Here is a 13,543-nt window from a genome sequence, read left to right as displayed (position 1 = left end):
TGCTCAGGCCTCCTTCGGAGTGGCGGCGGACGGACGGCCACCGCGCAGCGGGGGACGGACGCCGAGGCGCTTGGGGTCGAGACCGGACATGGGGTGGCCGTCCGCGAAGAACTTGCGGCGGGCCAGCAGGGTGATCAGCGGCTTGGTGAAGAGGAAGATCACCACAATGTCCAGCAGCGTGGTGAGGCCCAGCGTGAACGCGAAGCCCTGGACCTTGCCCACGGTGAAGAAGTACAGCACCGCGGCGGCCAGGAAGGACACGAAGTCCGCGACCAGGATGGTGCGCCGGGCCTTGGGCCAGGCCCGCTGCACGGACGGGCGCAGCGAGGTGCCGTGCCGGAGTTCGTCGCGGATTCTCTCGAAGTAGACGACGAAGGAGTCCGCGGTGATACCGATCGCCACGATGGCGCCGCAGATCGCCGGCAGGTTCAGCGCGAACCCGATCGACGCCCCGAGCAGGCACATGATCGAGTACGTGAGCACGGCGGAGACCATCAGGCCCGCGATGGCGACCAGGCCGAGGCCCCGGTAGTAGAGCAGCGAGTAGAGGACGACCAGGGCCAGGCCGATGGCGCCGGAGATCAGGCCGGCCTTGAGCTGGCTGCTGCCGAGCTCGGGCGAGACCGTGGTGGTGTCCTGCGCCTTGAGCTGCAGCGGCAGGGCGCCGGCGTTCAGCACGGTGGCGAGGTCGTTCGCGGTGGACTGGGTGAAGCTGCCGGTGATCTGCGCCTGGCCGCCGATGATCGGGGACGAGACCGAGGGGGCCGACTCCACGCCGCCGTCGAGCAGGATCGCGAACCGGTCCGTGGGGGGAGCCGCGCTGTTCTTGGCCAGCACCGTGGTGGTGGCCGCGAACGCCTTGTTGCCGGCGTCGTTGAAGGTCAGGTTGACCTCCCACTCGCCGTTCTGCTGGTTCAGGCCCGAGGAGGCGCTGCTGATGTCGGTGCCGGGGACCTTGACCGGGCCCAGCGCGTACTTGTAGTAGACGCCGCTGGTGGGGTTGATGTCACAGGCGACCGCGTTCGCCGTCTCCGTGGTCTGGTAGTCCTTGGACCGCTGTGTCGAGTTGGAGCAGTCCAGGGCGGCGAACTGGGCGGTCAGGTCGGCCGGCACGGTGCCCTGGGTCAGCGAGGAGGTGTCGGCGGCCGGCGCGCTGGCGACAGCCGACGGGGTGGCCGTCGAAGCCGCCTTGGCGGTGGACTTCGCCGTGGCGGTGGACTTGGCCGTGGCGGTGGCACCGGCCGCGGTCAGGTCCTTGGTCACCGCGTCGCCCTGCGTCTTGGACGCGGAGGGGGTGGCGGAGCCGGACGGAGCCTTGGCCACCGGCGCCGAGGCGCTGGGCGTCGCGGAGGTCGAGGCCGTGGCGGAGGACGAGGGGGCCGGGGAAACCGTGACACCGGAGGGCGCGGTGGCCAGGACCGGGCGGAAGTACATCAGCGCGGTCTTGCCGATCTCCGCCTCGATCTTGGTGGGGTCGGTGCCCTTGGGGATCGTCACCACCAGGGTGTCGCTGCCCTGGGTCTGCACCGTGGCCTCGGAGACACCGAAGGCGTTGACCCGCTTCTGCATGATCGCCTTGGCCTCGTTGAGGCTGCCGCTGTTGACCACGCTCGAGGGCTTGCCGGGGGGCGGCGAAGCCTTGAGCGTGACGCTGGTGCCGCCGGCAAGGTCGACGCCGAGGTGCGGGGTGGTGTTCCCGGTGGCGAACATGATGGCCACCAGGGCCGCTGTGATCACCAGGATCAGGCTCAGCGCGCGCCCCGGGTATCCGTCACGCGGACGGGATTTCGGTGATGCCACCTTCTCGTTTCTCTCTGTCCATGCCGTGGGTGGGACGCGCCACCACCGCCGGAGGTCCGGCGGACAGGGGGTGGGCACGGCCACGACGCAGCGGTCGGGGTGAAGCCGACCGGAGGCGGAGCCCCCGGTACGTCTGCCCTTGGGGGCAGGCTACTTGGCGCTGACGCCCTTGTCTGCGGCGGGCTCCTCGACAGCGGCCTCGGCCTTGTCGACAGCCTCGTCCTCAGGGGTGTCCGCGGGCTTCTCCAGGCCGGGGGCCTTGTCGAACGCGATCGGCGCTGCCGCCTCGTCGGCGGTCAGGGCCTCGAGCTCGGACGCGTCGTCGTCCTCGACCTCGTCGTCCTCGACGTCGCCGTGGACGATGCGGTTGTACTCGGCACCGTCCATGACGGTCGCGATGGCGTTCTTCGCGTAGATGGCATAGACGCCGGGGGCGACCTCAAGCTCGACGGAGTCGTCGTTCACGGCCTTGACCAGGGCGTACATACCGCCGATGGTGCGGATTCCGGAACCGGGCTCCAGCTTGTTGCGCATCTCGAGGGCCGTCTGCTGCTTCTTCTTGGCAGAGCGGGTCATCAGGAACATGGCCCCGAGCATGACGACCATGATGAGGAGGAGAGTGGGATTCACGACTGACGGATCCTTTGCGAGGCCGCAGCGGAAGCGGCCTGTCATGGGGGGCGGGCTGCCACGATTATCAGGGTGGCATCGGCGGAGTCTAGGCGACCCGCCGTGGACGGACAACGTAGAGCATGTCATCCGGGTTCCAGGAAGCGCGAGTACCTCGCACTCCCGTTCGTGTGATCATGCACCGATCAGGCTTCGGGTCACCCCTCTGGTCAGTCCTCCGCGCGGGGCGGGAACAGCTCCTGCTGGGTGGGGAGCACGGCGTGCGGAGGGGCCTGCGGAGCGGTGAGGCCCAGGTGCTCCCAGGCCGCGGCGGTGGCGATCCGGCCGCGGGGGGTGCGGGCCAGCAGGCCCTCACGGACCAGGAACGGCTCGGCCACCTCCTCCACCGTCTCGCTCTCCTCCCCCACCGCGACGGCCAGGGTGGACAGCCCGACCGGGCCGCCGCCGAAGAGTTTCAGCAGCGCGTGCAGCACCGACCGGTCCAGCCGGTCGAGCCCGCGGGCGTCCACCTCGTACACCGCCAGGGCAGCCGAGGCGATCTCCCTGGTGACCACGCCGTCATGTCTGACCTGGGCGAAGTCCCGGACCCGGCGCAGCAGCCGGTTGGCGATCCGGGGGGTGCCGCGGGAGCGTCCGGCGATCTCGGCCGCGGCGTCGGCGTCGATGTCGACGTCCAGCAGCCGGGCCGAGCGGTGGATCACCCGCTCCAGTTCGGCCGGGGCGTAGAACTCCATGTGGCCGGTGAAGCCGAACCGGTCGCGCAGCGGGGGCGGCAGCAGTCCGGCCCTGGTGGTCGCGCCGACCAGGGTGAACGGCGGCAGCTCCAGCGGGATGGCGGTGGCTCCTGGACCCTTGCCGACGATGACGTCGACCCGGAAGTCCTCCATCGCCATGTAGAGCATCTCCTCGGCCGGACGGGACATCCGGTGGATCTCGTCCAGGAACAGCACCTCGCCCTCGGTCAGCGAGGAGAGGATCGCGGCGAGGTCGCCCGCGTGCTGGATGGCCGGCCCCGAGGTGATCCGGATCGGGGCGTTCATCTCGGCCGCGATGATCAGCGACAGGGTGGTCTTGCCGAGCCCGGGCGGGCCGCTGAGCAGCACGTGGTCCGGGGTGGCGGAGCGGTGCTTCGCGGCCTGGAGGACCAGCGAGAGCTGCTCGCGGACCCGCTCCTGGCCGATGAACTCGCCCAGGTCCTTGGGGCGCAGCGCGGCCTCGACCGCGCGGTCCTCGCCGTCGGCGGCGGTGGAGACCGGGGAGGAGGACGGGGATGAGGATTCGTCATAGGCGCTCATGGCAGTCCTCAGCGGGTGCGGGTACGGAGGGCGCTGCGGAGCAGGGCCGAGATGTCGGGCTTGGCCTGGGCCTCGGCCTCGGGGGTGACCGCGACCACGGCGTCCTCGGCCTCGCGCGGGGCGAAGCCCAGGCCGACCAGGGCCGCGTGCAGCTGCTCCGACCAGGGGGCCGGGCCTGCGGCGAGGGCGCGCTGCCGGGGCGGCACGCTGCCGGTGGGTGCGCCGAGCCGGTCCTTGAGCTCGATCAGCAGCTTCTGGGCGCCCTTGGGCCCGATCCCCGGCACGGCGGTCAGCGCCTTGGCGTCGCCGCGCTGGACCGCGATCCGCAGCGCGTCCGGGCTGTGCACGGCGAGCATGGCCTGGGCCACCTTGGGGCCGATGCCGCTGGCGGTCTGCAGCAGTTCGAAGGTCTGCCGCTCGTCGTCGTCGGCGAAGCCGTAGAGGGTGAGCGAGTCCTCGCGGACCACCAGCGAGGTGGCCAGCCTGGCGGTGTCGCCGAGCCGCAGCGGGGCGAGCACCGCGGGGGCGCACTGGACCAGCATGCCGACGCCGCCGACCTCGATCACGGCCGAGGCCGGGCCCAGGGCGGCCACCTGGCCACTGACGAAAGCGATCATCGGCGGTACTCCTTGGGACGGGCGCCCGGACCACTGGTGCGGGCGACGGCGGCGGCGATGCGGTCGGTGGCCGCGCCGCGCCAGATGTGGCAGATGGCGAGCGCGAGGGCGTCGGCGGCGTCGGCCGGCTTGGGCGGCGCGTCCAGCCGCAGCAGCCGGGTGACCATGGCGCCGACCTGCGCCTTGTCGGCGCGGCCGTTGCCGGTGACGGCGGCCTTGACCTCGCTGGGGGTGTGCAGGGTGACCGGGATGCCGCGCCGGGTGGCGCAGAGCATGGCGACCGCGCTGGCCTGGGCGGTGCCCATCACGGTGCGGACGTTGTGCTGGGCGAAGACCCGTTCCACGGCCACGAGTTCGGGCTTGTGCTGGTCGAACCACAGCTCCAGGCCCTGCTCGATCTGCAGCAGCCGGCGGGCCACGTCGAGCTCCGCCGGGGTGCGGACGACGCCGCAGGCGACCATGTGCAGCGGGCGGCCCGGCGTGCCGTCGACCACGCCGACGCCGCAGCGGGTCAGGCCCGGGTCCACACCGAGTACACGCACGCGCCCTGCCTCTCCCTCTGCATTTGGACCTTGCTTGCGGGCCTTGCTTTTGGAACTTGCTTCGCCCCTTGCGTGGTGAGGCTATCGGTCGCCGCCGACAACCCGCCCCCGGACATGCCGCCGCCCGGCACCCGCGGGGGTGCCGGGCGGCGAAACGGCGGCTTCTACTCTTCCTCGTCCAGCTCGGCGACGACCTCGGCGGAGAGGTCGAAGTTGGCGAAGACGTTCTGCACGTCGTCGCTGTCCTCGAGGGCGTCGATCAGCTTGAAGATCTTGCGCGCGCCGTCCGCGTCCAGCTCGACCTGCATGCTGGGGACGAAGCTGGCGTCGGCGGAGTCGTAGTCGATCCCGGCGTCCTGCAGCGCGGTGCGGACCGCGACCATGTCGGTGGCCTCGCTGATGACCTCGAAGCTCTCGCCGTGGTCGTTGACCTCTTCGGCGCCGGCGTCCAGGACCGCGTCCAGCACGGTGTCCTCGTCCAGCTTGTCACCCTTGGCGACGACGATGACGCCCTTGCGGGTGAACATGTAGGACACCGAGCCCGGGTCCGCCATCGAGCCGCCGTTGCGGGTCATCGCCACGCGTACGTCGGAGGCCGCGCGGTTGCGGTTGTCGGTCAGACACTCGATCAGCACCGCGACGCCGTTGGGGCCGTAGCCCTCGTACATGATCGTGGAGTAGTCGGCGCCGCCGGCCTCGGCCCCGGAGCCGCGCTTCACGGCGCGGTTGATGTTGTCGATCGGGACCGAGCTCTTCTTGGCCTTCTGGATGGCGTCGTAGAGGGTCGGGTTTCCGGCCACGTCACCGCCGCCGGTGCGCGCGGCGACCTCGATGTTTTTGATCATCTTCGCGAAGAGCTTGCCGCGCTTGGCGTCGACGACGGCCTTCTTGTGCTTGGTGGTAGCCCATTTGGAGTGGCCGGACATCGAATAGCTCCTTCAATACGCAACACCAAAGAAATGAACAGGGAGATCCTACCGTCGCCCGCGACGGCGGAGGTCACCCCGCGGCGCGGACCAGGTCCACGAAGTACTGGTGCACCCTGCTGTCCCCGCTCAGCTCCGGATGGAACGAGGTGGCCAGCAGATTCCCCTGCCGGACCGCGACGATGCGCTGGTCGCCCAGGTCCGCCAGCACCTCGACGCCCTCGCCGACCGACTCCACCCAGGGCGCCCGGATGAAGATGCCGTGGACCGGGCCGCCGTCCAGGCCGCGGAAGTCCACCGACTGCTCGAAGGACTCGTTCTGCCGGCCGAAGGCGTTGCGGCGCACGGTCATGTCGATGCCGCCGATGCTCTGCTGGTCGTCCCGGCCGTCCAGGATCTTGTCGGCCAGCATGATCATGCCGGCGCAGGAGCCGTAGACCGGCAGCCCGGCCGCGACCCGGGCCCGCAGCGGGTCCATCAGGCCGAAGATCAGCGCCAGCTTGGACATGGTGGTGGACTCGCCGCCGGGGATGACCAGGGCGTCGATCTCCGCCAGTTCCTCGGGACGGCGGACCGGACGGGCCACGGCGTCCGCCTCGGCCAGGGCGAGGGCGTGCTCCCGCACGTCGCCCTGCAGGGCGAGCACACCGATGACGGGGGAACTCTTCACAGCGGAAACCTCTTCGGGACTCTGGTGATCGGGCGGAAACGAGGAAGGTGGGGAGCGCGGCCCGAGGACCCACGCTCCCCACCCTCGGTGCTTGCTACCAGCCGCGGTTGGCGTAGCGCTCGGACTCGGGGAGGGTGTCGCAGTTGATGCCGACCATGGCCTCGCCCAGACCGCGCGAGACGTCCGCGATGACCTTGGGGTCGTCCCAGAAGGTGGTGGCCTTGACGATGGCCTCGGCGCGCTTGGCCGGGTCGCCGGACTTGAAGATGCCGGAGCCGACGAAGACGCCCTCGGCGCCGAGGTGCATCATCAGCGCGGCGTCGGCCGGGGTGGCCACACCGCCGGCGGAGAACAGCACCACCGGGAGCTTGCCCAGCGCGGCGACCTCGGCGACCAGCTCGTACGGGGCGCGGAGCTCCTTGGCGGCGGCGTAGAGCTCGTTGTTGTCCAGCGCGCGCAGTCGGCCGATGTCGGCGCGGATCTGACGCATGTGGCGGACCGCCTCGACCACGTTGCCGGTGCCGGCCTCGCCCTTGGAGCGGATCATGGCCGCGCCCTCGGCGATCCGGCGCAGGGCCTCGCCCAGGTTGGTGGCGCCGCAGACGAAGGGGGTGGTGAAGGCCCACTTGTCGCTGTGGTTGACCTCGTCGGCCGGGGTCAGCACCTCGGACTCGTCGATGTAGTCGACACCGAGCGACTGCAGGATCTGGGCCTCGACGATGTGGCCGATCCGGGACTTGGCCATGACCGGGATGGAGACGGCTTCGATGATGCCGTCGATCATGTCCGGGTCGGACATGCGAGCGACGCCGCCGTCCTTGCGGATGTCGGCGGGGACCCGCTCCAGGGCCATGACCGCCACGGCGCCGGCGTCCTCGGCGATCTTCGCCTGCTCGGCGTTGACGACGTCCATGATCACGCCGCCCTTGAGCTGCTCGGCCATGCCGCGCTTGACGCGGGCCGTACCGACCGCGGGGTTGCTGGTGGGGGCGGGGGTGTTGGTGGACACGTATGACCTCACTGAAGACACGGACATGGTGATGCGATAAGCCCAATGGTAGGCCTGCAACGACCCTAACCGATGCTCCACCTGGTCCACCTGGCACTATGCGGACACTCCGCAGTGGTGCGTGTCACGCTCGAACGTCAGCCGAGGGTCAGCGCCGCCGGAGCCTCGTCGTCCATTTCGAAGGTCAGCGGGAACGGGGCGTGCCCGGAGAGCCGGAGCAGCCGCACCACCCGGTGCCTGCGGACCGCGCGGGCGGCCCGCACCGAGTCGTTGTGGAAGGTCCGCGCCATCGGCACCCGGCGCACCGCCGAGGCCAGGTCGGTGACGATGTCCTCGCCGCCGGTCGCCGCCCGCAGCTCCTTGACCTGCTCCGGCACCCCGAACACGGCCCGCAGCGCCTGGCTCAGCTCGCTCTCGGCGACCTCGCGCTGCTCCTGGTCCGCGGTCCTGGCCGCGTGCGCGGCCTGGTAGAGCACGATCGACGAGGCCGGGTCGAGCCGGGTCGAGGTCGCCAGCTCCAGCGTCGTCGCCGAACGGCGCAGCAGCTGCGCGTCCAGCCCGGCCCACGCGGCGTCGATCCGCGCGTGCAGCCGGTCAAGACGCCCCGCGGTCCAACTGAGGTAGAGACCGATGGCAACGACCGCGACGACGACCCAGATCCAAGTACTCACGAGGGGCAACCTTAGGGGGTCGAGTCGCGGGCCAGGCCGAAGCGGGCGCGCCAGCCGCCGGTGCTGTCGCCGGGCTCCTCGGCGTCGACGATCGCGTTGGCGCTGGTGGTGACGGTCTCGTAGACGGAGAGGATGTCCGCGCCGACGGTCTCCCAGTCGAAGCGGCGGACGTGCCGGGAGCCGGCCTCGCGCAGCTCCGCGCGCCTGGCCGGGTCGCCCAGCAGCCGGATCGCCGCCTCGGCCAGCGCGCTGGCGTCCTCGACCGGGAACAGCTCGCCGGCCGCGCCCCCGTCCAGCACCTGCCGGAACGCGTCCAGGTCGCTGGCCAGCACCGGGGCGCTCGCGGACATCGCCTCGACCAGGATGATGCCGAAGCTCTCGCCGCCGGTGTTGGGGGCGACATAGAGGTCGACGCTGCGCAGCAGGCTGGCCTTCTCCTGGTCGGTGACCATGCCGAGGAACTCGATCCTGGACCTGACCTCGGCCGGGAGGCCCTTGACCGCCTCCTCCTCGTCGCCCTTGCCGGCCACCAGCAGCCGGACGTCCGGGCAGGCGGCGATGATCCGGGGCAGCGCCTCCAGCAGGGTCGGCAGGCCCTTGCGGGGCTCGTTGATCCGGCCGACGAAGCCGATGGTGCCGCCGCTCCACTCCGGGCGGGGCTCGGCACCGGCGAAGAAGCCGACGTCCACACCGTTGGGGATGACCACGGCGTCGCCGCCGAAGTGCTCGACCAGGGTGCGCCGGGCGTACTCGCTGACCGCGATCCGGGCGCTGATCTTCTCCAGGGCGGGCTGCATCAGCGGCTCGGCCGCGATCATCGCCCGGGAGCGCGGGTTGGAGGTGTGGAAGGTCGCCACGATCGGGCCGCTGGCGGCCCAGCAGGCCAGTATCGACAGGCTGGGGGTGACCGGCTCGTGCAGGTGCAGCACGTCGAAGCCGCCGTCGTGGAGCCAGCGGCGGACCCGGGCGGCGGAGAGGAAGCCGAAGTTCAGCCGGGCCACCGAGCCGTTGTAGGGCACCGGGACGGCCCGGCCGGCGGCGACCACGTAGGCGGGCACCGGCAGGTCCTCGTCCGCCGGGGCCAGCACCGAGACCTCGTGGCCCAGCCGGATCAGGTGCTCGGCCAGGTCCCTGACGTGGAACTGGACCCCGCCGGGGACGTCCCAGGCGTAGGGGCAGACGATGCCGATCCTCACTGCACGGTCTCCTCAGGGGCGGCCTCGGTGGTCTCGGCCCCAGCGGCGCCAGGTGCCTCGGCGGCCGCCGCCGGGGCGGCCTGGGTGCTCGGGGCGAGTCGGTCCTGGTCCACGTCGGCCAGCCAGAACCGCTGCAGCATGTGCCAGTCCTGCGGGTGCTCGCGCACCCCCTGGGTCCAGACGTCGGCGAGGCCCTGGGTCATGGTCGCGGCCTTCTCCCGCTTGCTGCCGGTCTCCGGGACCGGGATCTCCTCGTGGACGCAGCCCTTCATCACCGGGGTGCTGTCGTACCAGAGGGTGACCGGGAGCAGCGCCGCGCCGGTCTGCACGGCCAGCACGGCGGGCCCGGCCGGCATCCGGGCGGGCTCGCCCATGAAGCTGACGTCCACCCCGGAGGCGGACAGGTCACGGTCGCCGACCAGGCAGACCAGGCCGCCCGCGCGCAGCCGCTTGGCCAGCGTGGCCAGGGTGTTGGCGCCGCCGGTCAGCGGCAGCACCTCCATGCCCAGGCCCTCGCGGTAGGCGACGAAGCGGTCGAACAGCTTCTCCGGCTTGACCCGCTCGGCGACGGTGGTGAAGGGGTAGCCGCGGAGCACCACCCAGGCGCCGGCCAGGTCCCAGTCGCCCATGTGCGGCAGGGCCAGCACCGCGCCCCGGCCGGAGGCCATCGCCTCGTCCAGGCGTTCGATGAACTGCGGGTCGAAGGAGGCCTGCATCCGCTCCCGGCTCCACACCGGCATCCGGAAGGACTCGCACCAGTAGCGCAGGTAGCTGCGCATCCCGGCCCGGCCCAGCTCGGCGATCTCGGTATCGGTGGCCTCCGGGCGGACCCGGCGCAGATTGGCCTCGAGACGCAGCACGCCCTTGCCGCGGCGCTTCCAGACCAGGTCGGCGATCCGCTGGAACAGGGCGTTGGCGGCCGGTTCCGGCAGCCGCTTCACGGCGCCCCAGCCGGCCGCGTAGGCGGCGTAGGTGAGGTTGTCCTTGAGCCCGCTCACAGCAGGCCCTCCCCGGCCGCCACGGCTTCGGCGGCCTCCCTGCGCACGGTGACGATCCGCTGGACCGCGGTGATCAGACTGCCCACCGCGATCAGCCAGAGCGCGATCGGCAGCAGCCAGTCGATGTACGGGACGCCGAAGGCGTGCAGCCCGGACAGGCCCGCCGCCACCAGCGTCACCACCAGCCGCTCGGCCCGCTCCACCAGCCCCTGGACGTCGCACTTCAGGCCCAGGCTCTCGGCCCGCGCCTTGGTGTAGGACACCACCTGGCCGCTGGCCAGGCAGAACAGCGTCACCGCGCAGAGCAGCAGGTTGTCGCCCCTGCCCGCGTACCAGAGGGCAATGCCGCCGAAGACGGCCGAGTCGGCGACCCGGTCCAGGGTGGAGTCGAGGAACGCGCCCCAGACGCTGGAGGTCCCCGACTGCCGGGCCATATTGCCGTCGACCAGGTCGGAGAAGACAAAGGCGGTGATCACGAGCGTGCCCCAGAAGAAGGTGCCCCGGGGGAAGAACACCAGGGCGCCCGCGGTCACCCCGGCCGTCCCGATCAGGGTGACCGTGTCCGGGCTGACACCGATGCGCAGCAGGAACGCCGCGAAGGGGGTGAGGACCCGCGTGAAGAAAGCTCGCGCGTATTTGTTGAGCATGGGCCTACCGACCGCTCCGATCTGGCTGTGCTGACGACGAGGGACCAGCGGCGGCCCCAGGCTGGGACATCGTATCCGTGGCGGCGGCACTGCTCGGGGGCGGGCACGCCGCCCGTGCGGGAGCTATGGACCTCGGCGCGTGCCGGTGCCAAGCTCACCCTCACCGCGGGTGACCCTCCACCCACTCTGCGCGGTCCCCCGTGGCAGACACTGGAGTGTGCGCGGGAGGAGAACGCCATGGGCGAGAACAGGACGAACGGGCACCCGGGAGCCGCCGGAAGGGCTCCGACGGCCGGCCGGCCACTGGGGCTCGAACACCTCAGGAACGTCGTGCTGGTCGGCCACAGCGGCGCCGGGAAGACCACCCTCACCGAGAACCTGGCCCTGGCCACCGGGGCGCTCAGCAGGGCCGGCCGGGTCCAGGACGGCACCACCGTCTCCGACTACGACGACATCGAGCACCGGCAGCAGCGCTCGGTCCAGCTGTCCCTGGTGCCACTGGAGCACGCCGGGACCAGGATCAACCTGCTGGACACCCCCGGCTACGCCGACTTCACCGGCGAGCTGCGGGCCGGGCTGCGGGCCGCCGACGCCGCCCTGTTCGTGGTCCCGGCCACCGACGGGATCGACGGCGCGACCAGGATGCTCTGGGAGGAGTGCGCCGCGGTCGGCATGCCCCGGGCCCTGGTGGTCACCAAGCTCGACGCCCCGCAGGCCGACTTCGCCGCCACCGTCGCACTCTGCCGCGAGGCCTTCGGCGGCGACAACCCCGAGGCCGTGCTGCCGCTCTACCTGCCGCTCAACCACGGCCCGGCCGGACCCGACGGCACCCCGCGGATCTCCGGGCTGCTCGGACTGCTCAGCGGCCGCTGCTACGACTACGCCGACGGGCACCGGGTCGAGCACACCCCCGACCCGGAGCTGCGGGCGGCCGCCGCCGAGGCCAGGGACCGGCTGATCGAGGCCGTCATCGCCGAGAGCGAGGACGAGGCGCTGATGGACCGCTACCTCGGCGGCGAGGAGATCGACACCAAGACCCTGGTGGACGACCTGGAACGCGCGGTCGCCCGGGGCGCGTTCCACCCGGTGCTCGCCTCCGCGCTGCCGCTGGAGGGCTCCCGCGAGGGCCTCGGCAGCGCCGAGCTGCTGGAGCTGGTCACCGCCGCCTTCCCCTCCCCCGCCGAGCGCCCGCTGCCCGGGGCCACCACCCCCGACGGCAGGCCGCGCCCCGCGCTCTGCTGCGACGCCGAGGGCCCGCTCGCCGCCGAGGTGGTGAAGACCAGCGGCGACCCCTATGTCGGGCGGCTCAGCCTGGTCCGGGTCTTCTCCGGGACGCTGCGCCCGGACCAGCAGATCCATGTGTCAGGACACGGCCTCACCGACCGGGGCCACCAGGACCACGACGTGGACGAGCGGGTCGGCGCACTATCCTCCCCTTCGGCCGCACCCAGCGCCAGGTCGCCCAGGCCGTCGCCGGGGACATCGTCTGCATCGCCAAGCTCGCCCGGGCCCAGACCGGCGACACCCTCTCCGCCCCGGCCGAGCCGATGCTGGTGGCCGCCTGGCAGATGCCGGAGCCGCTGCTGCCGGTCGCCGTCGAGGCGCACAGCAAGACCGACGAGGACAAGCTCTCGCAGGGCCTGGCCCGGCTGGTCGCCGAGGACCCGGCGCTGCGGCTGGAGCAGAACCCGGACACCCGGCAGCTGGTCCTCTGGTGCCTGGGCGAGGCCCACGCCGATGTGCTGCTGGAGCGGCTGCGGACCCGCTACGGGGTCCAGGTCGACCCGGTCCCCTACCTGGTGCCGCTGCGGGAGACCTTCGGCGGGGCGGCCCGCGGACGCGGACGGCACGTCAAGCAGTCCGGCGGGCACGGCCAGTTCGCGATCTGCGAGATCGAGGTGGAACCGCTGCCCACCGGGGCAGGCTTCGAGTTCGTCGACCGGATCGTCGGCGGCTCCGTCCCGAGGCAGTTCATCCCCTCGGTGGAGAAGGGGGTCAGGGCCCAGCTGGCCCGGGGCGTCAGCGCCGGCTACCCGGTGGTGGACATCAGGGTCAGCCTGGTGGACGGCAAGGCGCACTCGGTCGACTCCTCCGACGCCGCGTTCCAGACCGCGGGCGCGCTGGCGCTGCGCGAGGCCGCCGCGGAGACCGGGGTGCGGCTGCTGGAACCGGTCGCCGAGCTGCGGGTGCTGGTCGCCGACGAGTACGTGGGCGCGGTGCTCAGCGACCTGTCCGGGCGGCGCGGGCGGGTGCAGGGGACCGAGCCGGTGGGAGCCGGCCGGACCCTGGTCCGGGCCGAGGTCCCGGAGCTGGAGATCGTCCGCTACGCCGTGGACCTGCGCTCGCTGTCGCACGGCGCGGGCGACTTCACCCGCGCCTACGTCCGGCACGAACCGATGCCGGACGCGGTGGCGTCCCGGGTGCTCCCCACCGGCTGACCGGCGCCGCGATGGCCTGATTAGGAAGGACGGCCTGACGCCGGGTGATCGGCAGCGATATCCTTGCTGATCCGGCCTCCTGACCCCCGCTCAGCGGATGATCA

At 71.9% G+C, this 13,543-nt stretch carries 12 protein-coding genes and 1 pseudogene; 1 reads left to right on the top strand and 12 read right to left on the bottom strand.

The window, feature by feature from the left end:
* Positions 1-3: 3 nt before the first annotated feature.
* From secD to pgsA, 12 genes are all read right to left on the bottom strand, one after another.
* Positions 4-1,800 (bottom strand): protein translocase subunit SecD, encoded by a 1,797-nt coding sequence (gene secD / locus ACXKR8_RS41750; protein WP_458269720.1) that lies wholly within the window; start codon positions 1,798-1,800, stop codon positions 4-6.
* Between the two features lie 150 nt (positions 1,801-1,950).
* Positions 1,951-2,430 (bottom strand): preprotein translocase subunit YajC, encoded by a 480-nt coding sequence (gene yajC / locus ACXKR8_RS41745; protein WP_458269719.1) that lies wholly within the window; start codon positions 2,428-2,430, stop codon positions 1,951-1,953.
* A 209-nt stretch (positions 2,431-2,639) separates the two neighbouring features.
* A complete protein-coding gene (gene ruvB / locus ACXKR8_RS41740; protein WP_458269718.1) occupies positions 2,640-3,725 on the bottom strand; it encodes a Holliday junction branch migration DNA helicase RuvB in 1,086 nt (361 codons plus the stop codon).
* A gap of 8 nt (positions 3,726-3,733) precedes the next feature.
* The gene (gene ruvA / locus ACXKR8_RS41735; RefSeq protein ID WP_458269717.1) at positions 3,734-4,342 is read right to left on the bottom strand and encodes a Holliday junction branch migration protein RuvA; all 609 of its coding nucleotides are present in this window, start codon (positions 4,340-4,342) and stop codon (positions 3,734-3,736) included.
* On the bottom strand, positions 4,339-4,884 hold the full coding sequence (gene ruvC / locus ACXKR8_RS41730) for a crossover junction endodeoxyribonuclease RuvC (RefSeq protein WP_458269716.1): 546 nt from the start codon (positions 4,882-4,884) through the stop codon (positions 4,339-4,341). Before ruvC ends, ruvA begins: the two co-directional genes overlap by 4 nt.
* 164 nt (positions 4,885-5,048) lie before the next feature.
* On the bottom strand, positions 5,049-5,810 hold the full coding sequence (locus ACXKR8_RS41725; RefSeq protein ID WP_458269715.1) for a YebC/PmpR family DNA-binding transcriptional regulator: 762 nt from the start codon (positions 5,808-5,810) through the stop codon (positions 5,049-5,051).
* A gap of 73 nt (positions 5,811-5,883) precedes the next feature.
* Positions 5,884-6,480 carry a pyridoxal 5'-phosphate synthase glutaminase subunit PdxT gene (pdxT, locus tag ACXKR8_RS41720; RefSeq protein WP_458269714.1) on the bottom strand — a complete coding sequence of 199 codons (597 nt, stop codon included), beginning with the start codon at positions 6,478-6,480 and terminating at the stop codon, positions 5,884-5,886.
* A gap of 94 nt (positions 6,481-6,574) precedes the next feature.
* A complete protein-coding gene (gene pdxS, locus ACXKR8_RS41715; protein WP_458269713.1) occupies positions 6,575-7,516 on the bottom strand; it encodes a pyridoxal 5'-phosphate synthase lyase subunit PdxS in 942 nt (313 codons plus the stop codon).
* Between the two features lie 110 nt (positions 7,517-7,626).
* The gene (locus ACXKR8_RS41710) at positions 7,627-8,169 is read right to left on the bottom strand and encodes a LemA family protein (RefSeq protein WP_458269712.1); all 543 of its coding nucleotides are present in this window, start codon (positions 8,167-8,169) and stop codon (positions 7,627-7,629) included.
* A gap of 2 nt (positions 8,170-8,171) precedes the next feature.
* The gene (locus tag ACXKR8_RS41705) at positions 8,172-9,356 is read right to left on the bottom strand and encodes a glycosyltransferase family 4 protein (protein ID WP_458269711.1); all 1,185 of its coding nucleotides are present in this window, start codon (positions 9,354-9,356) and stop codon (positions 8,172-8,174) included.
* Complete coding sequence (locus ACXKR8_RS41700; protein ID WP_458269710.1) at positions 9,353-10,354, bottom strand: phosphatidylinositol mannoside acyltransferase; 1,002 nt, start codon at positions 10,352-10,354, stop codon at positions 9,353-9,355. Before ACXKR8_RS41700 ends, ACXKR8_RS41705 begins: the two co-directional genes overlap by 4 nt.
* A complete protein-coding gene (pgsA, locus tag ACXKR8_RS41695) occupies positions 10,351-11,001 on the bottom strand; it encodes a phosphatidylinositol phosphate synthase (RefSeq protein WP_458269709.1) in 651 nt (216 codons plus the stop codon). The genes ACXKR8_RS41700 and pgsA overlap by 4 nt, the downstream gene beginning before the upstream one ends.
* 237 nt (positions 11,002-11,238) lie before the next feature.
* Here pgsA and ACXKR8_RS41690 point away from each other — a divergent pair.
* Positions 11,239-13,439: pseudogene (locus ACXKR8_RS41690) on the top strand (elongation factor G-like protein EF-G2).
* The last annotated feature ends 104 nt before the right edge of the window (positions 13,440-13,543 follow it).

Source organism: Streptacidiphilus sp. PAMC 29251, from assembly GCF_054208735.2.
This window is presented reverse-complemented; position numbering and strand designations above follow the sequence as displayed.

What these genes read in the sequence shown, in the direction of transcription:
- pdxS (WP_458269713.1), bottom strand. Translation starts at nt 7,516, where the DNA reads ATGTCCGTGTCTTCAGTGAGGTCATACGTGTCCACCAACACCCCCGCC.
- ruvA (WP_458269717.1), bottom strand. Translation starts at nt 4,342, where the DNA reads ATGATCGCTTTCGTCAGTGGCCAGGTGGCCGCCCTGGGCCCGGCCTCG.
- ACXKR8_RS41725 (WP_458269715.1), bottom strand. Translation starts at nt 5,810, where the DNA reads ATGTCCGGCCACTCCAAATGGGCTACCACCAAGCACAAGAAGGCCGTC.
- pgsA (WP_458269709.1), bottom strand. Translation starts at nt 11,001, where the DNA reads ATGCTCAACAAATACGCGCGAGCTTTCTTCACGCGGGTCCTCACCCCC.
- ruvB (WP_458269718.1), bottom strand. Translation starts at nt 3,725, where the DNA reads ATGAGCGCCTATGACGAATCCTCATCCCCGTCCTCCTCCCCGGTCTCC.